21 protein-coding genes are annotated in these 21,340 nt (G+C 66.2%); 8 read left to right on the top strand and 13 right to left on the bottom strand.

Annotated elements, in window-relative coordinates; all coding sequences use genetic code 11:
• The first annotated feature begins 18 nt into the window (after positions 1-18).
• Positions 19-432 carry a DUF5319 domain-containing protein gene (locus AO501_RS19120; protein ID WP_055579226.1) on the top strand — a complete coding sequence of 138 codons (414 nt, stop codon included), beginning with the start codon at positions 19-21 and terminating at the stop codon, positions 430-432.
• 28 nt (positions 433-460) lie between these two features.
• Here AO501_RS19120 and AO501_RS19115 read toward each other — a convergent pair whose 3' ends face one another.
• From AO501_RS19115 to AO501_RS19105, 3 genes are all read right to left on the bottom strand, one after another.
• Complete coding sequence (locus tag AO501_RS19115; protein ID WP_055579204.1) at positions 461-1,516, bottom strand: anti-sigma-D factor RsdA; 1,056 nt, start codon at positions 1,514-1,516, stop codon at positions 461-463.
• Positions 1,509-2,084, bottom strand: coding sequence for an ECF RNA polymerase sigma factor SigD (sigD, locus tag AO501_RS19110; protein WP_055579203.1), 576 nt, complete (start codon positions 2,082-2,084; stop codon positions 1,509-1,511). Before sigD ends, AO501_RS19115 begins: the two co-directional genes overlap by 8 nt.
• Positions 2,085-2,164: 80 nt before the next feature.
• Complete coding sequence (locus AO501_RS19105) at positions 2,165-3,004, bottom strand: hypothetical protein (protein ID WP_055579202.1); 840 nt, start codon at positions 3,002-3,004, stop codon at positions 2,165-2,167.
• Positions 3,005-3,949: 945 nt separating this feature from the next.
• Here AO501_RS19105 and AO501_RS19100 point away from each other — a divergent pair.
• Complete coding sequence (locus tag AO501_RS19100) at positions 3,950-4,258, top strand: WhiB family transcriptional regulator (protein ID WP_055579201.1); 309 nt, start codon at positions 3,950-3,952, stop codon at positions 4,256-4,258.
• A gap of 83 nt (positions 4,259-4,341) precedes the next feature.
• On the opposite strand, the gene AO501_RS19095 is transcribed toward AO501_RS19100, so the two are convergent.
• On the bottom strand, positions 4,342-5,268 hold the full coding sequence (locus tag AO501_RS19095) for an LLM class F420-dependent oxidoreductase (RefSeq protein WP_055579200.1): 927 nt from the start codon (positions 5,266-5,268) through the stop codon (positions 4,342-4,344).
• Between the two features lie 232 nt (positions 5,269-5,500).
• Between AO501_RS19095 and AO501_RS19090 the strand changes: the two genes are divergently transcribed.
• Positions 5,501-7,270 (top strand): NAD-binding protein, encoded by a 1,770-nt coding sequence (locus AO501_RS19090; RefSeq protein WP_082658725.1) that lies wholly within the window; start codon positions 5,501-5,503, stop codon positions 7,268-7,270.
• Here the strand turns inward: AO501_RS19090 and glnA are convergent.
• Positions 7,267-8,703 carry a type I glutamate--ammonia ligase gene (glnA, locus tag AO501_RS19085; protein ID WP_055579199.1) on the bottom strand — a complete coding sequence of 479 codons (1,437 nt, stop codon included), beginning with the start codon at positions 8,701-8,703 and terminating at the stop codon, positions 7,267-7,269. The genes AO501_RS19090 and glnA overlap by 4 nt on opposite strands.
• A gap of 113 nt (positions 8,704-8,816) precedes the next feature.
• Between glnA and AO501_RS19080 the strand changes: the two genes are divergently transcribed.
• The gene (locus AO501_RS19080; RefSeq protein WP_055579198.1) at positions 8,817-9,557 is read left to right on the top strand and encodes a superoxide dismutase family protein; all 741 of its coding nucleotides are present in this window, start codon (positions 8,817-8,819) and stop codon (positions 9,555-9,557) included.
• 119 nt (positions 9,558-9,676) lie between these two features.
• Positions 9,677-10,105 (top strand): hypothetical protein, encoded by a 429-nt coding sequence (locus tag AO501_RS40270; protein WP_055579197.1) that lies wholly within the window; start codon positions 9,677-9,679, stop codon positions 10,103-10,105.
• Here AO501_RS40270 and AO501_RS19070 read toward each other — a convergent pair.
• From AO501_RS19070 to AO501_RS19060, 3 genes are all read right to left on the bottom strand, one after another.
• On the bottom strand, positions 10,102-11,313 hold the full coding sequence (locus AO501_RS19070) for a PucR family transcriptional regulator (protein WP_055579196.1): 1,212 nt from the start codon (positions 11,311-11,313) through the stop codon (positions 10,102-10,104). The genes AO501_RS40270 and AO501_RS19070 overlap by 4 nt on opposite strands.
• Before the next feature lie 95 nt (positions 11,314-11,408).
• On the bottom strand, positions 11,409-11,876 hold the full coding sequence (locus AO501_RS19065) for a 2,4'-dihydroxyacetophenone dioxygenase family protein (RefSeq protein WP_055579195.1): 468 nt from the start codon (positions 11,874-11,876) through the stop codon (positions 11,409-11,411).
• Between the two features lie 117 nt (positions 11,877-11,993).
• Entirely contained in the window at positions 11,994-13,268 is a 1,275-nt protein-coding gene (locus tag AO501_RS19060; protein ID WP_055579194.1) for a PucR family transcriptional regulator, read from the bottom strand.
• Between the two features lie 201 nt (positions 13,269-13,469).
• On the opposite strand from AO501_RS19060, the gene AO501_RS19055 reads away from it, so the two are divergent.
• Positions 13,470-14,819, top strand: a complete 1,350-nt coding sequence (locus AO501_RS19055; protein WP_055579193.1) for a WS/DGAT/MGAT family O-acyltransferase — start codon at positions 13,470-13,472, stop codon at positions 14,817-14,819.
• Between the two features lie 6 nt (positions 14,820-14,825).
• Here AO501_RS19055 and AO501_RS19050 read toward each other — a convergent pair whose 3' ends face one another.
• The 3 genes from AO501_RS19050 to AO501_RS19040 form a co-directional block, all read right to left on the bottom strand.
• Positions 14,826-16,043 carry an RNA polymerase sigma factor gene (locus AO501_RS19050; RefSeq protein WP_055579192.1) on the bottom strand — a complete coding sequence of 406 codons (1,218 nt, stop codon included), beginning with the start codon at positions 16,041-16,043 and terminating at the stop codon, positions 14,826-14,828.
• Positions 16,044-16,051: 8 nt separating this feature from the next.
• A complete protein-coding gene (locus AO501_RS19045; RefSeq protein ID WP_055579225.1) occupies positions 16,052-16,411 on the bottom strand; it encodes a YciI family protein in 360 nt (119 codons plus the stop codon).
• A 110-nt stretch (positions 16,412-16,521) separates the two neighbouring features.
• A complete protein-coding gene (locus tag AO501_RS19040; protein ID WP_197419895.1) occupies positions 16,522-17,379 on the bottom strand; it encodes an alpha/beta fold hydrolase in 858 nt (285 codons plus the stop codon).
• A gap of 35 nt (positions 17,380-17,414) precedes the next feature.
• Between AO501_RS19040 and AO501_RS19035 the strand changes: the two genes are divergently transcribed.
• Complete coding sequence (locus AO501_RS19035; RefSeq protein ID WP_055579190.1) at positions 17,415-17,921, top strand: hypothetical protein; 507 nt, start codon at positions 17,415-17,417, stop codon at positions 17,919-17,921.
• A gap of 178 nt (positions 17,922-18,099) precedes the next feature.
• Here the strand turns inward: AO501_RS19035 and groL are convergent, their stop codons facing one another.
• Together groL and groES are read right to left on the bottom strand one after the other, a co-directional pair.
• The gene (groL, locus tag AO501_RS19030; protein ID WP_055579189.1) at positions 18,100-19,716 is read right to left on the bottom strand and encodes a chaperonin GroEL; all 1,617 of its coding nucleotides are present in this window, start codon (positions 19,714-19,716) and stop codon (positions 18,100-18,102) included.
• Positions 19,717-19,825: 109 nt separating this feature from the next.
• On the bottom strand, positions 19,826-20,128 hold the full coding sequence (gene groES, locus AO501_RS19025; RefSeq protein WP_011739140.1) for a co-chaperone GroES: 303 nt from the start codon (positions 20,126-20,128) through the stop codon (positions 19,826-19,828).
• A gap of 672 nt (positions 20,129-20,800) precedes the next feature.
• Here groES and AO501_RS19020 point away from each other — a divergent pair.
• Positions 20,801-21,340: PE family protein (locus AO501_RS19020; protein ID WP_156452677.1), on the top strand; the 540-nt coding region annotated here is incomplete at its 3' end.

Below are 21,340 nucleotides of genomic sequence, written 5' to 3'. Positions count from 1 at the left end.
GCTGCGTAGGCTATGGGGGTGCGTGACCACCTCCCGCCGGGTTTGCCGCCCGATCCCTTCGCCGACGACCCCATGGACCCGTCGGCGGCTCTGGAGGCCGTCGAGCCCGGGCAGCCGCTGGATCAGCAGGAACGGATGGCCGTCGAAGCGGACCTGGCCGACCTGGCGGTCTACGAGGCGTTGCTGGCACACCGCGGGATCCGCGGCCTGGTGGTCTGTTGTGACGAGTGCCAGCAGGATCACTACCACGACTGGGACATGCTGCGGGCGAACCTGCTGCAGCTGCTCATCGACGGCACCGTACGTCCGCACGAGCCGGCCTACGACCCCGAGCCGGACGCCTACGTCACGTGGGACTACTGCCGCGGGTATGCCGACGCCTCGCTGAACGAAGCGACGTCAGACGCGGACGGGTTCCGTCGCCACCTCTGAGGCGCGATCTCTGATTTAAGGGCCTGATTTAAGGCCGGGTGCTGGTCGGGAACGATGTTCGCGGCGTAGCCGGCCCGGATGTCGTGTCCCACAATTGCCCCGACGATGTCGACGGCGCCCGCGAACCCGGTCCCGCGGCCGGTGAGTTGGGCGACACCGACGTACTCGACTTGGGCTTGGCCGTGGTGGTCGGCGTGGTGGTTCCGGGTTTCGTGGTCGGCGTGGTGGTGGACGCCTTGGGCCTGGTGGTCGACGGAGTCGGGGACGTGCTGGTCGCCGTGGTGGTGGACGCCGGTGGCGTGGTCGTGGGAGTCGGTGTCGGGGTGGTGGAATCGACCGGTTCGGGTGTCTCCGGGGACGTCGACGCTTCGACCGCCACCGGAGGTGAAGGTTCGGTGGCGGGCGCCAGCGGTTGCGGAGTCCGCGAGTTCGCCGGGGCACTGGGGACCGCCAGCTCGGTGGTGGGTGGCGAGGCGGGCCGCGTCATGGCATTGGGATCGCGCTTTTCCACCTTGGTGTTGAGCTGGTTCACCTCGTCGAGCAGGCCCTGCCGGCGGCCACCGTCGTTGACGGCCTGCAGCGTGCTGCTGACCTCGGCCAGCTGGGTCTGCGCCTGGTCCCATTTGCCCTGCGCGATCATCTGCTCCACCTTGGCCAGATCCGCCTTCGCGGACAACATGATCTGGTCGTCGCTGACCCTCGGTTCGTTGAACATCATGGCGTGCAGGCCGTACAACAGGTCGCCCGGCCGGGCGTCGCCCACCACCGCACCGAAGCCGCTGAGCATCAGCAGGGTCGCGGCCACCGAGCCGACCGCGGCCAGGCCGCGCCGGCCGCGGTTGTTGTCCATCATCCCCTCGCGCAGCGCATCCTCGGCTTCGTCCTGCGACACCAGCGCACTCGCCGGCGGCCAGCGCAGGTCGTCGCGCCACTCGCCCAGCAGCGCCGTCAGCGCCTCGTCTTCGAACCCGATGGGATCGCCGAACGCGCCCTCGGTGCGTGCTGCCAGCGCGTCGAGCAGCAGGTCGGTGCGGGCCACCTCGTCCAGGGCCGGCCGATCATTACCGAAATCAGAACTACGCATATTCACCTGCCGCGACGATCTCGTCTCTCAACCGTTGAAGTGCGCGGTGCTGGGCCACCCGAACCGCGCCCGTCGTGCTGCCCACAGCCGCAGCGGTCTCCTCGGCGCTCAGACCCACCACCACGCGCAGGATCAGGATCTCGCGTTGTTTGGCCGGCAAGATCTCAAGCAATTCGTTCATCCGGGTCACCGAGTCGGCCTCGATGGCCCGCTGCTCCGGCCCCGCGTCCGATGACCGGCGCTCCGGCACCTCTTCGGCCGGGTAAGCCAGGTCGCGGCCGGCGGCACGATGGGCGTCCGCCACTTTGTGTGCCGCGATGCCGTACAGAAAGGCCAGGAAAGGGCGCCCACGGTCCCGGTAGCGCGGCAACGCCGTTATGGTCGCCAAGCACACCTCCTGGGCCACGTCATCTGCGGACAGTCCGCCCCGTTCGACGGTGCCGACTCGCGCTCGGCAGTATCGGACGACGATCGGACGGATGGTCTCCAGCACCTCCCGAAGCGCGTTCCGGTCCCCTGCGGCGGCCTCCACGACCACAGCGTCGAGACGTTCTCCCTGCATTGTCATCGACGGTGGTTTCTCCAAAGTCACGGACGGGACTCATCCCGGGCTAACTCGCTGAGCGACAATAACGGGCGGACAGGATCTCAGGCGGTGCGCCAGGTCCCACCGGCGCGTTGTACCTCACCTGCGCAAATATCCCGGATTTGAACGAGTTCGGGCAGCCCCTGTGCTTTAACCGTGACGCTTCCGGTATCAATCAGCAAGCAAGCGAGGGCCCAGCGCAGCGGGATGAGCCGCAACGGCGCGGCGGTCTCGAATGCCGCTTGCGCGACGGCCCGGGCCCGCTCGACGGCCCCTGCGCTGCACAGGGCGGCGGCCAGCACCACATCGCTCTTGACGCGGTGCCGCGCCGATCCGCCGGCCATGTCGCGCGCCTTTTCGACCGCCTCTTCCGCGCGGCGCACCGCGGTCGAGCCGTCGCCGGAGGCCATCGCCAGCTCGGCGCCGACCCAGCCCCGGCGCACCGCGAGCCGGTCCGCCGTCGGCGCCGCCAACGGGGCCCCGTCCAGCGCGGCGTCCGCGCGGGTCAGCAGCGTCGCCGCCGCAGCAAAACGACCGACGCCGAGCGCGTCGGCGGCCAGTCCGACCAGCGCGTCGGCCCGGGCCTCCGGGTCGTCGCCCGCCAGCGCGAAAGCCCGCCCGTCCCAGCCGCGCGCCAGAGTGTGCCAACCCAGCTGGCGCAGAAAGGATCCGTGGGTGCTGTGCGCCAGCGATGCCAGCGGTCCGGCGCCGACCCGCCGGCGCAGCGTGGCCAGGTCGGCGTAGGCGCTGGCGTAGCGGCCCTGTCCCCCGGCGGCGACGGCTCGTAGCCACAGCTGACGCGGTGCCGTCGCCGTCGCCAACGGCCAGTCCGCCGAGCGACCTCCGAACGCGGCATCTTCGAATGCCTTGTCGAGAGCAGCAACGTCCGCAGCCTCGCTCACAGTGATCGTTTCGCCCCCGCCGGCCGATGCTTCGACAAATCTTGCCGAAAGATTACTGCACGCTACGGGTGAATCTCCTGAGCTGCGCCGAGGACTGAAATTGAAATTGGCGCATTCGACAACGCTCAGCCGCCGTGATTTCGGTGCGATCGGATCGATGCCCACATCCCTCGAACAACTGGGCGCGCCGTCCCGATCAGTGTCAAACCCGGCCTGACGCAGTGTCTCCGGTGGCCGCCGTGCCCGTGGTTGCACAGCCGGTTTCCCAGCTTCGATTTTGTACAGGGATTCGACTGAATCAACTCACCGCAATTGTCGACGCCATCGACACCGCGAGAATTCCCCGCTTCCCGCGCAGTGGCGGCGGCGGCACGCCACCAAAAAACTTATTCGAATTCTCACGCCAACGAGACGGCGCGGGTGAAGGTGACAGCAAACTGCGACTCCGGCACGCAACGCGGAGCCGGGTCGGGCGGCGACCGCGACCGGCCGAGCCGTCGGGCCGGTCGGCGGATGCGCCCGGACCGGTCGTGGGACTCCTCACGAACTCGCACCCGGAGGCGGGTTTCAATCATCGTGATATCTGCGCGCAGTTGGTAAAAAGTTTGTGCGCTGTGTGTTACCGAAATATTACCCACAGTGGCTTTGACGCCAATTACAGGTAGCTCACATCACCCCTCTGAACTGGGAGTTTGGCAGAGCATGGCGATCCGGTTAGCACATCTAGCCTTCGGCAATAGCGTCACAGATGAACGCGGAGTTAATTCTCAAACAACAGGCACGTATTTCGCCACACCGTGCGCCTATTGACTGAATTTCGATAGCCCACCTAGCGTCTACCGTGTTCGGTGTAGTCATCGGTGACGCCACTGCCATTCAGTTGCACAACTCGCCTCGTTCGCGAGCCTGCCCACTCAGGTGTGCCGTGCAGAGAGGGAATCAGCAATGCCACAGCCGGAACAGCTACCTGGACCCAACGCCGACATCTGGAACTGGCAGTTGCAGGGGTTGTGCCGCGGTGTCGACTCGTCGATGTTCTTCCATCCCGACGGAGAGCGTGGCCGTGCGCGGATGCAGCGCGAACAGCGGGCCAAGGAGATGTGCCGGCGTTGCCCGGTGATCGAGGAGTGCCGGACCCACGCGTTGGACGTCGGCGAGCCGTACGGGGTGTGGGGTGGCCTTTCAGAGTCCGAGCGCGACATGCTGCTCAAGGGCTCGCTCGGACGCAACCGCGGAATCCGCCGCTCGGCCTGATTACTCGAGACGACGCAGGCCCGGGTGGAGTACCCCGGGCCTGTGTTCTGTCGGTGCCCCTGATCCAGCTACTTCCGCACGAATCAGCCGGCGTCAACCAGCTGCCCGAGCGCCTCGCCCACCGCCGTGATGACCCCGGGGGTGTACCGGTGGGTCGGCAGATTGACGATCACACCGTCGATGCCGGCGTCGAGCACCCGGCGCTTGATCTCGTCGGCTACCTGCTCGACCGTCCCGGTGACGGCCCGCCCACCACGCGCCTCGCCGATGTCGCTCGACGCGCCGTAGCCGTCGAGCACCACCGTCAACAGACAGCTGGTCTCCAATGTGGCCGGGTCGCGGTCGATTTCGGCGCAGCGCCGGCGCAACACATCCAGCTTGGCCGGCAGGTCGTCGATGTCGGCGATGATGTTGAGGTGGTCGGCGTACCGGGCGGCCAGCCGGAACGTCTTCTTCTCGCCGCTGCCCCCGAGCATGACCGGGATGTGGTCGCGGTAGCGGGGCTCGTTGACCGCGTTCTCGGTGCGGTACCACTTACCCGAGAAGCTGGGCCGTTCACCGTGGAACATGGGGAGGATGATCTGCAAGGCCTCTTCGAGCTTCTCGAACCGCTCGGTGAACGTGTCGAAGTCGAAGCCCAGCTGCCGGTGTTCCAGCTCGAACCAGCCGGCCCCGATGCCCAGGATGGCGCGGCCGGCGCTCACCACGTCCAGCGTCGTGACCTCTTTGGCGAGCAACGTGGGATTGCGGTAGGTGTTGCCGGTCACCAGCGTCGACAACTGGACGCGCTCGGTGGCGGTGGCCAGGGCACCCAGCGCGGTGTAGGCCTCCAGCATGGGTTCGTCGGGCTCGCCCAGTCCGGGCAATTGGTAGAAGTGATCCATCAGCAGCACGGTGTCGAAGCCGGCGCTCTCGGCCTCCTGGGCCTGGGCTTTCACGGCGGGAAAGAGTTCGGCGACCGGGGTGCCGTAGGAGAAGTTGGGAATCTGCAATCCGAGTCGAATGGTCATGTTGTGGTGTAACCACGGCGGGCCGCGATTAAATCCCGGACTCACCGGATTCGCTGGGGCCCGGGGCATTGTCTCCGCGAACGTTGCGGGTGCGTGACCGGCTCAAGTCGATCTCGTTGCACTTTCGCGACAGTGCTTGCGCGCCAGAGCTATTCGCGAAACAGGACGTCCGCTTCCGGTGGCACTTATTGATCCCGTGACCGATAGTCATAGGGACTGCATAGGAATGGGCATGGGTGAGGTTTTTCAGTTTCATCGTGAGATCATCGTCAGCGGTGACGACCCGCTGTCGAAGACGATCGCCGAGGAACTCAGGGGCGCCGGCGCGCGGATCATCAAGATCAACACCGCCGCCGATCTGCGGGCCGCAGGCGTGCATCGCGCCCGCGCCGTCGTCTGCGCCGGGCCCAATGATGCGGTGAACCTCGAAATCGCATTGCTGGCACGGGAATTCAGCCCGAATGTGCGTGTGGTGGCGCGGTTGGCCAACGAGGTGCTGCGCAGAGGGGTGGCCGGCGTCAACGGCCCTGGCGCCATCCTGGACCTCGCAGACCTTGCGACACCCTCCATCGTCGAGGCGGTTCTGTCCCGCAACACCCACCAATTCGCCGCCGCCGGTATCGATTTCGTGGTCTGGGGATCCGAGGCGCCGCATGACGGAACGCTGCGCGAAATATACGCCGACCTGGCACCGGTGGCGGTGGTGCACGGCAAGAACTCGCCCGTGCCCGGCGAGGTGGTGCCATGCCCGGGGCGGGATCAGCAGGTCTACACCGGCGACTGGACCTCGATGATCGGCGTCAAAGACGAGTTGGAGGCCCGCGGCATCACCGCGCCGCCGGCGGACGCGACGCGCTCACGCCACTCCCGGATGCGCCGCGCGATCGATGCGGTGCGCGCCATGCTCGACGACCTCAACCCGATGGTGTACCCATCGCTGGTGTTCACCCTGCTGCTGACGCTCGGCTCGACGGTCGTGGTGCGCCTCGGTCATCACAACCCGGAACTTTCCTGGCTCGACGCCCTCTACTTCGCCTCGGAGACCATCACGACCGTGGGCTACGGCGATTTCAGCTTCGCCTACCAATCCCCCTTCCTGCGACTGTTCGCCGTCGGCCTGATGTTCGGCGGCGTGATCATCACCGCGGTCCTCACCGCGTTCCTCGCGGACCTGCTGCTGTCGCGGCGTTTCGTCAACACCACCGGACGGCTGCGGGCCCGGCACATGCGCGGCCACGTCGTTGTAATCGGACTCGGTTCGATCGGCGTCCGTGTGGTCACCGATCTGACCGCCGCGGGTTACGACGTCCTGGTGGTGGAGCAGAACGAGAACAACCCGTTCCTGCAGACGGTGGCCGAGCTGGACGTGCCGGTGATCTTCGGTGATTCGACGATGCGCCAGACGCTGGAGTCCGCGCGGGTCGATCACGCCCGCGGAGTGGCAGTGGTGACCAAGGACGACATGGAGAACATCGAGACCGGGATCGTGCTGCTCGAGATCCTGGGTTCCGACACCAAGGTGCCGATCGTGATGCGTGTGCAGGGGCGCGCGCTGGGCACCGCGATCAACCGGCGATTCGGCTTCGAGAATGTGCGGTCGATCGTCGACCTGGCGGCTCCGTGGTTTATCGGGGCGGCGATGGGCCTGCAGGTGCTGGGCACGTTCTGGGTCGGTCAGCGCTCCTTCATGGTCGGCGCGATGCTGGTGGCGGCCGGCAGCGAGTTGGACGGACTGCTGATGCTGGAGCTGTCCACCCAGACCCGCGTCATCGCGATCATCCGCCCGGAGGGTCCGATACGGCTGCGCCCACGGCGCGATGCCCGTCTCAAGGCCGGCGACACCGTCTACCTCATCGGCCCTTACCGGGAGCTGATCGCGACGCTGCGCAAGGGCCAGCCGCCCCCGCTGACCGCCATCAACGGCGAGCGGACGACGACGTTGGCCTCCGCGCGCAGGCCGGACGTCCGCCCACCACGGTGGGCACAGGACGTCGAAGTCTAGACGTCGTAATACAGCGCGAACTCGAAAGCCGTGGGCCGCAGGTTGAACGGCGCCAGTTCATAGTCGCGCTTGTAGTTGATCCACGTCTCGATCAGGTCGGGGGTGAAAACGCCTCCCTCGGTGAGGTATTCGCTGTCTTCCTCCAGTCGGTCGATCACCGCGGCTAACGACGTGGGGGCCTGCGCGATGTCCGCGGCCTCCTCGGGAGGCAGGTCGTAGAGGTCCTTGTCGATCGGCGGGGGCGGCTCGATCTTGTTCCTGATGCCGTCCAGGCCGGCCATCAGCATGGCGGCGAACGACAGGTACGGGTTGCCCGACGCGTCCGGACAGCGGAACTCCAGCCGTTTGGCCTTCGGGTTGTTGCCGGTGATCGGGATGCGCACGCACGCAGAGCGATTGCGCTGGCTGTAGACCAGGTTGATGGGCGCCTCGTAGCCGGGCACCAGTCGCTTGTAGGAGTTGATGGTGGGGTTGGTGAAGGCCAGCAGCGAAGGGGCGTGATACAGCAACCCGCCGATGTAGTGGCGGGCGATGTCAGACAACCCGGCGTAACCGTCCTCCTCGTACATCAGCGGAACGCCGTCCTTCCACAACGACTGGTGGCAGTGCATGCCGGAGCCGTTGTCGCCAAACAACGGCTTGGGCATGAACGTCACGGTTTTGCCTGCCTGCCAAGCGGTTTGCTTGACGATGTACTTGTACATCTGATGGTCGTCGGCCGCGTGCAGCAGCGTGTTGAACCGGTAGTTGATCTCGGCCTGGCCGCCGCTGCCCACCTCGTGGTGGCCCTTCTCCAGGGCGAAGCCGGCGTTGGTCAGATGGCTGAGCATCTCGTCGCGGAGGTCTACGTAGTGGTCGGTCGGAGCGACCGGGAAGTACCCACCCTTGGGACGGACCTTGTAGCCGAGATTCGGGCTGCCGTCGACCTCCGTCGCGGCCCCGGTGTTCCACCAACCCGACGTCGCGTCCACCTTGTAGAACGCGCCGTCGGTGCGCGAATCGAAGCTCACCGAATCGAAAATGTAGAACTCGGCCTCGGGTCCGAAATAGGCGGTGTCGGCGATACCCGAAGAAATCAGGTAATTCTCGGCCTTGCGGGCGACGTTACGGGGATCGCGGGAGTAGGGCTCCAGCGTGAACGGGTCGTGCACGTGGAAATTCACGTTCAGCGTGGGGGCCTTGCGGAACGGATCGATGGTCGCGGTCTCCGGATCCGGAAGCAACAGCATGTCGGACTCGTGAATCGACTGGAATCCGCGAATCGAGGATCCGTCAAAGGCCAGGCCCTCCTCGAACACGTTCTCGTCGAAGGCGTACATCGGAATTGTGAAGTGCTGCATGGTGCCTGGCAGGTCACAGAATCGGACATCGACATATTCGATGTTCTCGTCCTTGGCGAGTTTGAAGATGTCGTCGGGCGTCTTTTCGGACACGGGATGCTCCTTTTTCGGCTATCCGCGGTAATGCGCCCTCCCATTGACACATGCCGCGCCGCACCCCGCATCCGGAGCGTTTTGACCTGGATGAATCGGGGTAGGTACGCGTCATGAACAAGGGCGTAACCTTCGCTGTCGCGGCACTGGCCACGACCATTGCACCGTTAGCCGCCTGCTCGACGCAGCAGGGCGGCCAGAGTGGCACCTCGTCCACGTCCGGCGGGCAGAGTGGCGCGGAGAAGATGACCACTCAGCTCAAGGGCACCGACGGCAGCCAAATCGCCACGGCTACCTTCGATTTCGCGAACGGTTTTGCGACGGTGACGGTGGAGGCCGGCCCGAATTCGGTCTTGACGCCTGGTTTTCACGGCCTTGCGGTCCACGCGGTGGGCAGCTGCGAGCCGGCCGCCTTCGAGTCCGCCGGCAGCGTGTACCAGGCGTCCGGCCACACCGGTTATCCCGCCAGCGGCCAGTTGACCGCCTTGCAGGTGCGGCCCGACGGCTCGGCCAAACTGGTCACCACGACCAGCGGGTTCACCGCCGCCGACCTGAGAAACAGTTCCGGCACCTCGCTGGTCATCTCCGCAGACCCGGGCAGCTTCGGCGAGAGTTCGGCGGAAGAGACCGGCAAGCGGGTGGCGTGCGGCGTCATCGCAGCGGCGTCCGCCACGACGACGTCGTCGACCACCTCGTCCACGACGACGACGAGCGTCAGCACGGTCACCACCACGGTCGCCGTACCGCCACCGGTTACCAGCACGAGCACCAGCACCAGCACCGTGACGGTCAGCAGCACGCCGACCACGACGTCGACGGCACCCAAGACGGTGACCACTGCGCCCGGCGGCTGAGCTCAGAGCTGCACACTTCTGCACCACTTTGTCCGCATATATGGGCAAATACGCCCTTGGGAAGGGTTGCCTCGGCCTCGACTATGGAGCTACCCCACTCCACAGAAAGAGGTCTGACGATGAGGAACCTGCTCCGGAACGGCGCCGCAGCCGCCGCGGTCGCGCTCGGGCTCGAGTTGATGCCCGCGATCGGAATCGGGCTGCCGGCAATCAGCCACGCGGACGAGCCCTGCCCTATTGACACGGTCTGGAACGCCGTACTGGAGCAGTGCGTCGAGAGCCCCGCCACACCTTCTGCACCCGCCCTGCCCCCGGCACCCGGCACGCCGGGCGGACTCTACGGACCTGGCGGATTGGGTGGGCCAGGTGGACCGGGCGGACCTCCGGCACCCGGCCAACTGTACGGCCCGTTCGGACCCCAGTCCGGAGCTCCCGGAACCCCGGGCGGCATCGGCTCACCCGGCCAGATCGGTGGCATCGGCGGACCGGGTGGATTCGGCGGACCCAGCATGGCCAGTGGCCACATGGGCGGGATGGGACGCGGTTAGCTGGTCGGCCTGCCGCGCCACTGCAGGGCCTCGAGCGCGACGGCCACGTGCACGCTGCTGTGCTCGAGGGGTCGCGGAAGCAGCTGTTGGGCCCGGTCGAGCCGGCGCAGCAGCGTATTGCGGTGCGCGTAAAGGCGTTTGGTGGTACGTCCGATGCTGCACTGTTCGTTGATGAAGGTCAGTACCGTGTGTTGCAACTCCGGGCTGGCCGACTCGAAATCGCCCAACACGTTCTTGATGAAATCGTCTGCAGCTTGCGGGTTTTGGCTGATCAGCGCGATCAACTGCACCTCGGCGAAGAACGCCACCCGCTGCGCCGAACGCAACCCGGCCACCATGCGCTGCGCGGTGAGCGCTTCGAGGTGGGTGCGCCGGAAGCCGTCGATCCCGACAGCAGCGGTGCCGATGGCGATTCGCGTTCCCGGGACAGCTTCCACCGCCCGCTGAACGCGCTCGATGTCCACGGTCGCGTCGGGAATCCACACCCAGCGGCTGGCCGCGGCAGCGGTCACGGTGAGTGGACGCGCGAACCCGGCGGCACGGCCGAGCGCGTCGGCGAGTTGGTCGAGCCGGCCGAGGTCACCGTCGGGTTCGTCGCACCAGATGACAGCGCCCGTGTGACTGCGGTTCATGGCGTAACCCAGCCTGCTTTCGGCGCGCGAGCGGCTGATCGGGGCGCCATCGAGGATGAGGGCGGTGACTTCGCGGCGTTCGGCGTGGGTGCCGCGCAGCAATTCCTCCCGCTCCTGCCGAATCCGGTCGGCAATGCCGTCGGACGTGGCGTCGAGGAATTCGCTGATGGACCGAAACGACACCTCGAACAACTCGCGCAACTCCTCGGCGTCGGACGTGAGCCGGAAGACGGTGTCCATCCAGATCTGCCAGCCGACGCTCTGCGCGGGCCGATAGGTGAACGGCTCCAGGCCGCGGCGCACCATGTCACGAGCGATGCTCAGCGGCTCCGCACCGAGGTTGGCCGGCACCGGAGCACCGGGATCGCTCACATTCGCTGCGGCCCAGTGCATCAGGCTGGACCGGACGCTGCGACGGGCCGCTTCGGCGAGGACAGGGTCCTCGGCCACCGACGGGTTGGCCGCCATCGTCGCCCGATCGAATTCCTCGAGCCACTCCGCGGGTGCATCCAGGACGATCCGGGCGCCCTGCCGGATCAGTTCCCGCACCCGCGGCGACGGGCGTTGCCAGACCACGGTCCCCAGGTTAAGTCCGCCGATGCGGACGGTGGACAGTTTTGCACCATTTACCGCGTATCTTGAACGGTTCTCAACCTGGGGCCGAATGCCGGCTACGCGTCCCAACTCGTCAGGTCGCGAGCCGGAATGCCCTGACTGGCGCAGTAATTCGTGTAGCGCTCAACCGATGTCTTGTGGTTTTCCTGCCACAAGATGGTGTTGTTCTCGTCAATGAACAGCAACTCGCCGACGATGAAGAAGAACACCTCGGTGTCCTCCACGCTCTCCGGGGTGTGCCGGGAACCGGCGACCTCGTAGACGGTGTCACCGGCGCGCGAGACCCAGTTGTTCTCCTGGTAGCGCCACGCGCCGCTGACGGTGTGCCCAACCACGATGCCCGTGTGGTAGTGCGGGGGCAGCTCCAGGCCGGCCGGGAACTTCATCGAGACGACGATCTCGGCCCGGACCGGATCGACCTTCCAGTACTTCAGAAAGACCTGGTCGCTGAGCGGGGTGAACGGAATCCAGGGATTGTCGGCGCCGCTCATGTAGTTGACGTCGAGTTCTTGCATCGTCTGCATCGGGGTCTCCTTCTTCAGGTTGATGGCCGGTTGACCAACTGCCTGAGACGGTAGGGAGGAATCCCGCGATTTACTTGGCGCCCGATACCAGACTTGGCCACCCCGCTTGTACTGAGATCACAACTGCCGGGTCAGACCCGGCAACGTGGGCAGCAGTGCCAGTGCCACCGCGAGGTCGATGCTGTCGGTGTCGATGCTGCGACCGAGGATCGTCTGCGCCTGATCGACGCGGTAGCTGACGGTGTTGGGATGCACGGTGAGTCGCCGCGCGGTCCGGGTCCGGCTCCGATTCTCCTGCAGGTAAACGGATAAGGTCGTGGCGACCCGGAACGTCGCCTCGTCGTCGGCCGCCAGCGGGCCCAGCACCCGGTGAACGAACGCTTCAGCGAGTTCGGCGTTGCAACTGGCCAGCGCGGCAACCGCAACATCGCGATAGCGGGTCACCGTGCCGCCGGAGGACACGAGCAACGCCGCGACCCGGCGCGCATTCGAGGCTTCCAGATGACTACAGCGGAAAGCTTTCAGGCCGAAGCCCGGCTCACCGATGCCGACCCGTACGCCGGCCGCAAGCTTCAGCGCGGGCGCATCGAGATCAGTTGTGCTGAAAACACTTTGACGACTGAACCAACCGAATGCCACCAGCGAGCCGGCCGGGTGGATCAGGGTGGTTTCACCACCGACCCCGTGTGAAACCGTGGTCAGCGCCTCACTCAAGACCGACTGCGCGTCGACGTCCTCGTCCAACGTTTCCAGCCATGCCACCGCCCCGACGTGATGGCGGTTGACGTCGTAGCGCAAGCTTTTCGAGGCCCGCTGCGGGTCACGTTCGCGCTGCGTCAGGATCTCCTCGATGGCCCCGGTCCGAGCGGCCGCCGCGTTGCGCAGCCAGACTTCCCGTTCGGATTCGTAGGCTTCCTCCGCGCGGTTCTGGGCGGCATCGACATAACCGAACATCCAGCTGGTGGCCAGTCGCAACGTCGCGGCCTGCTGCGCCTGATCCACCCCGGTGGACGTGATGCGGTCCCACATCCACTGCCATAGCAGCTCGTGGGTCACGCGATAGAAACGCATCAGGCTGGCCAGCGGGATCTGACGATTCACCCCGGCACGCGCAACGGCCCGGGTCGGCGCAGACAACTCGGCCTCGCGAGGGTCGCCACCGATGTCGAGGAGGTCGGCAACATTGCGCAGGCTGGCCGCGGTGCTGACGACGTTTTCCTTCACCGACTGCGGGTCCGGAAACAGCAGCGGCATCTCGTGTTGTACGCGGGCCACCGCCTGTTCAGCGAATTCGGTTGCACACGATCGTAATTCGATGGCGAGAGGGCGCAGAAACGTCTCCCAGAGCCGCTCGGCGCCGGGCTCACGAAAGGATTCCCAGCTGGGTTTCATGGCGGCTGAACATACTCCGTCGCGACGCCGCAACCACCGGGATCGGCCATTTTGGCGGCGGGCATTTGTGATCACGTCACAACCGCCGGACTAGACCTTGGCACGCGGAGACGAGCGCTGACCGATGCTGAGCGCCTAGCTTTTGCGGTGATCGGCGGGACGACACCGCTCAGAACACAACTACGCACCAGAGGACAAGCCATGGACCTGATGTCACCCATCGAATCGATGATGCTGCTTGCCGAGTCACCCGGACACCCGATGCACGTCGCCGGACTGCAGCTGTTCCAGACACCGGATGGCGCCGGGCCGGAGTTCGCCGGCGACTACTACCGGTCACTGCGGTCCAGGGATGACGTAGCGCCCCTGTTCAGCAGGTACCCGGCAAGCCTGCCGACGGGACTGAACCTCGGCTGGTCTTCCGCCGGAGACATCGACCTCGACTACCACGTGCGCCACTCGGCACTGCCCGGTCCCGGCCGGGTGCGGGAACTGCTGGAATTGACGTCCCGGCTGCATTCCACCATGCTCGACCGGCACCGGCCGCTGTGGGAGACCCACGTCATCGAGGGGCTGGCCGACGGACGCTTCGCCGTCTACACCAAGATCCATCACGCCCTCGTCGACGGGGTCTCGGCGATCAACCTGCTCCAGGGCGCACTGAGCGCGGACGCACTCGACGAACACATCCGGGCGCCCTGGTCAACGGTGGCCGGCGCTGAGGATCACGCCGACGGGCCGTCGCGATTGCAGGCGCTGGCTCAAGCAGTCAGATCCATTCCGCGCCTTGGCTCCTCGACGCTGGGACTGGCCCGGTCCGCGCTGTTCGAACAACAGCTGACGCTGCCGTTCCGGGCGCCGCGCACCATGTTCAACGTTCCGATCGGCGGTGCCCGACGATGTGCTGCGCAATCATGGCCGATGCAACGGATCAAGGATGTCAAGAACGCCGCCGGCGTCACTGTGAACGACGTCGTACTGGCGATGTGCGCCGGCGCATTGCGCGCTTACCTCTGCGAACAGCACGCGCTCCCCGAAAAGCCCTTGGTGGCAATGGTTCCGGTCAGCTTGCGCACCGCCGACGAAGGTCCTGGAGGAAATGCGGTCACCGCCGTGCTGGCAAACCTGGCGACGCACGTCGACGATCCGGCACTGCGTCTCGCGACGATCAACTCATCCATGCGCAAGAGCAAGGCCGTCCTGGCCGGCCTGCCCCGGGCCCAGGCGATCGCCATGGGCATGATGCTGCTGTCGCCCGTTGTACTGGGCGGCGTGACCGGTGGCATGGCCACACCGCCGCCGTTCAACGTGTGCGTCTCCAATGTGCCGGGCGCACGGAACCCGTTGTACGCCAATGGCGCCCGCCTGCAAGGCAGCTATCCGATGTCCATCGCCGCCAACGGTCAGGCGCTGAACATCACTCTGGTCGGTAGTGGCGACAGCCTCGACTTCGGCCTGGTGGGGTGCCGCCGTGCGGTCCCACACCTGCAGCGACTGCTGGGTCATCTGGAGACCTCCCTCAAAGATCTGGAACAGGCCGTCGGACTCTGAACCGAATCAGCGGGTGCGGGAACCTAATTGATCCCGGCGGCGTGCCAGGTAGGCATGTTCGGCCGGGTTGTCGACGAGGGCGAGAGCCGCCTCGTAGGCGGCGCGGGCCTCATCCGATCGTCCGAGGCGCCTGAGCAACTCGGCGCGGGTGACATGAAACGGGTGATAGCGCTGCATGGCAGCCGGCGGCAGTCGGTCGACCCGGGCCAGGGCGACAGCGGGTCCGTCGAGCTCGGCGACGGCGATCGCGTAGTTGAGTTCGACCACGGGGCCGGAATCAAACGCCAGCAGCTGGCGGTACAACGCCGCGATCTGGGACCAGTCGGTATCGGCCGCAGTCGGTGCATCGGTGTGCACCGCGTTGATCGCGGCCAGCAGTTGGTAACGGCCAGGCCTGTTGATAGACAGGCAGTTGCGGACCAGGGCATGCCCCTCGGCGATCAATGCCGGGTCCCATCCACCGCGGTCCTGTTCGTGCAGTGGCACCAGTTCACCGTTGACGATCCGGCTCGCCCGGCGGGCCTGGATGAGCAGCATCAGCGCCAGCAGGCCCGTCACCTCCGGTACCTCAGGCAGTAACCCGCGGAGGATACGGGCGAGCCGGATCGCCTCGGCCGTCAGGTCGTCGCGCACCTCTGATCCCCCGGTCGCCAGGTAACCCTCATTGAAGACCAGATAGATCACGGCCAGCACAGCGGCGACCCGCTCGCCGAGGTCGTCGGTCGCGGGTACGCGATAAGGGATGTGCGCGTCCGCGATCTTCTTTTTCGCCCGGCTGATCCGCTGCGCCATCGTCGTCTCGGTCACCAGGAAGGCCGCGGCGATCTCGGCGACGGTGAGCCCGCCGAGGAGTCGCAACGTCAGCGCCACCCGCGACTCAGGTGCGAGCGCCGGATGACAACAAGTGAAAATCAACCGCAGCCGGTCATCCTCGACGGGCCCCGTCGGCTCGTGCGCAGTGTCATCACGAATCATGTCTGCTGCCAGATGTTTTGAAGGTCGAAGCGATTCACGCCGAAGCCGGTCGACGGCCTTGTTGGCCGCGGTCCGCGTCAGCCAGCCGGCCGGGTTGGGTGGAACCCCGTCCTGTGGCCACCGCTGCAGGGCGACCACCAGCGCCTCGCCGGCCGCCTCTTCGGCGACGTCGATGTCGCCGAAGCGGCGCACCAGCGAGGCGACCACCCGCCCGTACTCTTCGCGGTACACCCGCTCGATCGGGTTCACCCGTCCGCCTAACCCTCCTGGAACGGCCGCACCTCGACCCGGCCCTGGCAGGCCTTGGACCCCTGCTTCGCCCAGTCCAGGGCGGCATCGAGGTCGGCGGCCTCGATGATCCAGAAACCGCCGAGGTACTCCTTGGACTCGGCGTAAGGGCCGTCGGTGATGATCGGCTTCTCGCCGGTGTTGTCGACGGTGGTGGCCGACTCAGGTGCGGTCAGGCCACCGGCGAATACCCAGGCGCCTTCGGCCTGCAACTTGTTGTTGAAGGTGTCGACGGCCTCGAAGATCGGCTGCATCTGTTCGATGGTCATCTCCGCCATGGCGGCGGTGTCGGCGGCGTCGTGGTTGACGGCGAGGAAGTACTGCGGCATCACATGCTCCTTGAACTCCGCGGGCGGCCCGGTCTGGCTGCCCGTCATGATGTCTACGAAGACGGCACGCTGGATATGACACGTCCCGACAAGAAAATTCATCGGGCGCCTCAACCGATCTGGTTTTCCTGCTCTCCCGCCGCCAGCAGCCGCAGAATCGCCGGATGGACGACCTCAGCATGGTCGAGATGTGGAGCATGCTTAGCACCTTGGACCGTCAGCAACTCCGCGCGGGGATACAACTGCAAGACGCGCTCCCTGTTTGCGTAGGGGGTGACATTGTCCTCGGTGCCCCACACCACGAGCACCGGACGTCGATGGCGTCCGACAGCGGCCCACTGGTCGCCGGCGCGGGCAGGGAAGTGTGCGACGGTCGATGCGAAAGACTCTGCCATGCCCGGAAACCGGAGCTGTTCTCGTGCGCGTCGGTTGTAATCGGGGAATCGTTCCGGACGACTCAGGTGCTGGTTTTCCAGCTGGTCTACTACGTCGCCGATGCGGGAGGCGATGAGCTTCTGGCCGCCGGGCAGGCGCAACAACCGCTGGGCGAGGATTTTCAGTGACCCTGCCGCATAAAGACCGGGCGAAATCAGCGCGATGCTTGCGGCCCGGTCGGCAGATTCGGCTGCGAAACGAGTCACGACGAGAGCACCCATCGACCAGCCGACGAGATGCATGCTGTCGATCCCCAGCGTGTCCACCAACTCACGCAGTTGCCGCACATACACGTCGAGGTCATACCTGATCGGTGGCCGGTCGGAGAGCCCCCGACCGTACTGGTCAAAGCGCAGGACGCGAAACCCCTGAGCCGCAATGACTTCCGCGAGCGGCTCCCAGGCATAGCTCGGGGTGACCAGGCCGTGCACCAGCACGACCCATGGACCGTCGGCACCGTCGACGTGGTAGGCGGTGACTCCCTGTGACAGTGATGCCGATCGCGCACCCGCCGCCTCGCGCGCCTGCGGCAATGACTGCATGCCCGCAGCCTATATACAGTGCAGGGATGTCGACTCGCAGTCGTGCAGCAGCCACCGTCGCCGCCGCCCTATCTGTCCTGTCGGTTCCGGCCGTGCTGAACACCGCCGAAGCCCACGGCGCACCGCTACCCGGTTTCTGCACGCCACCGGCGGTGGCCGACAACGTCTGTACCGTGCGGTTGGCATCGGTGACGGCCAATGTCACCGACGGAACGATCACCGGGAAGCCGGTCGGCGGCGGGACCGCGATCACCCTCTCGGGACAAGCCGACGCGTACCTGAAGTCGACCGGATTCGGGGCTGCGCCCCCGGGCCCGATCCAGCGCTGGGATTCCGCGATCGACAGTGTCGGACCCTACGACCCGAACAATCCCAACTGGTACGGCGACGCCAAGTCCAGGGCGTTCCTGCCCCGGACTCTCAATGACCTGGCCGCCCAGTTCCCGCCGAACGTCCTGGTCGTGCGGTTCACACCCGACGACGAGTACCCCAGCTGGTTCCGACTGGTATCCATTCAGCCGACGTCGCAGTGATCTAAGCGTCAGCCGGGCCTTCCGCGGCTGTGGTCACGACAGCCGGGCGCGACACTGACTCCACGCACACGACACGCCGGGAAATGTGTGCGTGGTTTATGTCTCGCGAAAGCGAGCACAGTTGCCGCGACGAAAACACCCCCGGACCAACAGGGCCGGGGGTGTTTCGTCGAACTGCTCAGTGGTGGTGATGACCGTGGCCGTGGTCGTCTTCGTCCTCGGCCGGCTTCTCGACGACGGCGGTCTCGGTGCTGAGCACCATCCGCGCCACCGACGAGGCGTTCAGCACGGCCGAACGGGTCACCTTCACCGGGTCGACGATGCCGGCGGCACCCAGGTCCTCGTAGGTCCGGGTGGCGGCGTTGAGGCCCTGCCCGGTGGGCAGTTCGCTGACCTTGTTGACCGCGACCGCGCCATCCATACCGGCGTTGGTGGCGATCCAGTAAAGCGGAGCGGCCAGCGCCTCGGAGAACACGTCGACTCCGAGCTTCTCGTCGCCGCTGAGTTCATTGCGCAGCGACTCCAGCACGTGCCGTGCCTGAATCAGCGCCGAGCCACCACCGGGGACGATGCCCTCCTCGACCGCGGCCTTGGCCGCCGCGACGGCGTCCTCGACACTTTCCTTGCGCTCCTTGAGCGCGGTCTCGGTGGCGGCGCCGACCTGGATGACGGCCACTCCGCCGGCCAGCTTGGCAACCCGCTCCTGCAGCTTCTCCCGGTCCCAGTCGGAGTCGCTGGCTTCGATCTCGCCGCGCAGCTGCTTGACCCGGTTTTGCACCGCGTCCTTGGAGCCGGCACCGTCGACGATGATCGTGTCGTCCTTGCTGACCACGACACGGCGGGCCGACCCCAGCACCTCGAGACCCACCTCGCGCAGCAGCAGTCCGGTGTCGGGATTGACCACCTCGCCGCCGGTCACGATGGCCAGGTCCTGCAGGAATGCCTTGCGGCGGTCGCCGAAGAACGGCGCCTTGACCGCGACGGCCTTGAGCGTCTTGCGGATGGAGTTGACGACCAGCGTCGCCAGCGCCTCACCCTCGACGTCCTCGGCGATGATCAGCAGTGGCTTGCCCGATTCGGCGACCTTCTCCAGCAACGGCAGCAGGTCGGGCAGCGAGCTGATCTTGTCCTGGTGGAGCAGGATCAGCGGGTCTTCGAGCACCGCCTGCTGGGCGTCGAAGTCGGTGACGAAGTAGGCCGACAGGAAGCCCTTGTCGAAGCCCACGCCTTCGGTGAACTCCAGCTGGGTGTCCAGCGTCGAGGACTCCTCCACGCTGACCACGCCGTCGTGGCCGACCTTGCTCATCGCCTCGCCGACCAGGTCGCCCAGCCGCTCGTCACGCGAGGAGACCGTCGCCACCTGGGCGATGGCCTCTTTGCCCGACACCGGGGTGGCCGCGGCCAGCAGCGCCTCGGATACCGCGTCGGCGGCCTTGCTGATGCCCGAACCCAGGGCGATCGGGTTGACACCGGCGGCGACGAGCCGCAGCCCGCCCTTGACCAGGGCCTGGGCCAGCACGGTCGCGGTGGTGGTGCCGTCACCGGCGACGTCGTTGGTCTTGGTGGCGACCGACTTCACCAGCTGCGCACCGAGATTCTCGAAGGGGTCTTCCAGGTCGATCTCGCGTGCGACGGTGACACCGTCGTTGGTCACCTGCGGTCCGCCGAACGCCTTGGCCAGCACCACGTGGCGGCCACCGGGTCCGAGCGTCACCTTGACCGCGTCCGCGAGCTTGTTCACGCCCGCTTCCATCGCGCGACGCGCGGTCGCGTCGTACTCAATAATTTTGCTCATGAGGCTCCTTCGCCAAACTGCCTAACGCATGCCGCCCCGGAAATCACCCGCGCTTGCGTGCGGGGATCGCCGGGGCGGAACACGTTGCGTTACTTGGAAACGACCAGTGTTACTTGGAAACGACAGCCAGCACGTCGCGTGCCGACAGGATCAGGTATTCCTCGCCGCCGTACTTGATCTCGGTGCCGCCGTACTTGCTGTAGATGACGGTGTCACCCTCAGCGACGTCGAGCGGGATCCGCTTTTCGCCATCCTCGTCCCAACGGCCGGGGCCGACTGCGACGACGGTGCCCTCCTGGGGCTTCTCCTTGGCGGTGTCGGGAATGACCAGACCGGATGCGGTCGTGGTCTCGGCCTCGTTGGCCTGTACGAGAATCTTGTCCTCGAGTGGCTTGATGTTGACCTTCGCCACGATTGGAGCCCTCCACTAGTTGAATCGGGTCCGGAGCGTATGCCCTGACCGGAGTTGGCGGTCGGTCCGGGCTGCCCCGCACCGTCCGAATTACCAGGTGATTCGGCAATCGTCCGGGTCCCTCGCGCCGTCGTCGCGGGTGCCGACACAGGGGTCGTCCGAATGCCACCTAGCACTCTATACATGAGAGTGCTAGCACTCAAGGGTGCCCCGGTGCTTCTACGCGCACAGCGAAATGGGGAACGCCTGAACCCCCTTCGGGCTCGCCGGTCATTGACCGGACCCATCGGCCGACCCTGACGCCCGGGCGATCCGCGCACCGGCCCGACGGCGCGCCCCGGAGCCCCGATCCCGGACAAAAATTCATCGAAAGAAATAAAGCTCGCTAATACCCGGCCGCCCAGCAATTCACCGAGTAAAAACCCATTTATCGAAGAAGGCCTACGACCATATCTGCCGCGACAATCGCGCGTCTTGGTCGGCAAGGTCAACATGCTTCTCTAACAGCGTGTTTCACCGCGGTTACCGTCAATAAAATCAGGGTGCAATTTATGAGGATCCATAGAATCAGCATGCAGAAATTGGGGCGGCGCTGCTAATGCGGCCCGATATCGTTGCGGGTCAATCACCCCGAGGATCCTGCCGGGGTCAGCCGTGTATTGGAGCCCCCAATTGTCATCGTTCGTCTTCCTCGCGCCCGAAGTCCTTGGCACCGCCTCCGCCGATCTGAACGGAATCGCCTCAGCGGTGCGGGCGGCCAACGTAGCAGCCGCGGGCGTGACGACTCGGATCGCGACCGCAGCCGCAGACGAGGTGTCTCTCGCGATCGCGGAGTTGTTCGGCGGGTTTGGCAGCGAGTATCAGGCGCTGAGCGCGCAGGCAACGCAGTTCCACCACCAGCTGGTGGCTTCGCTGCGGACGGCCGACGCAGCGTATGCGCTGGCAGAAGCGACTAACGCGGCGCCGTTACAGTCGATCGGACAGAACATCCTGGGTGCAATCAACTCGCCCACCCAAACACTGTTTCAGCGCCCGCTGATCGGGGACGGCGTCAGTGGAGCACCGGGCAGCGGAGCCGCCGGCGGGGCCGGCGGGATTTTGTTCGGCAACGGCGGCAACGGCGGGTCCGGGGCTGCCGGACAGGCGGGTGGCGCGGGCGGGGCGGCCGGCCTGATCGGTACCGGCGGAATCGGTGGCGCCGGTGGCACCGGC

Source organism: Mycobacterium gordonae, assembly GCF_001417955.2.
In the GTDB taxonomy this organism is placed as follows: Bacteria; Actinomycetota; Actinomycetes; order Mycobacteriales; family Mycobacteriaceae; genus Mycobacterium; species Mycobacterium gordonae_B.
The sequence above is the reverse complement of the archived record's forward strand: the minus strand, read 5'-3'. Positions and strand labels throughout refer to the sequence as shown.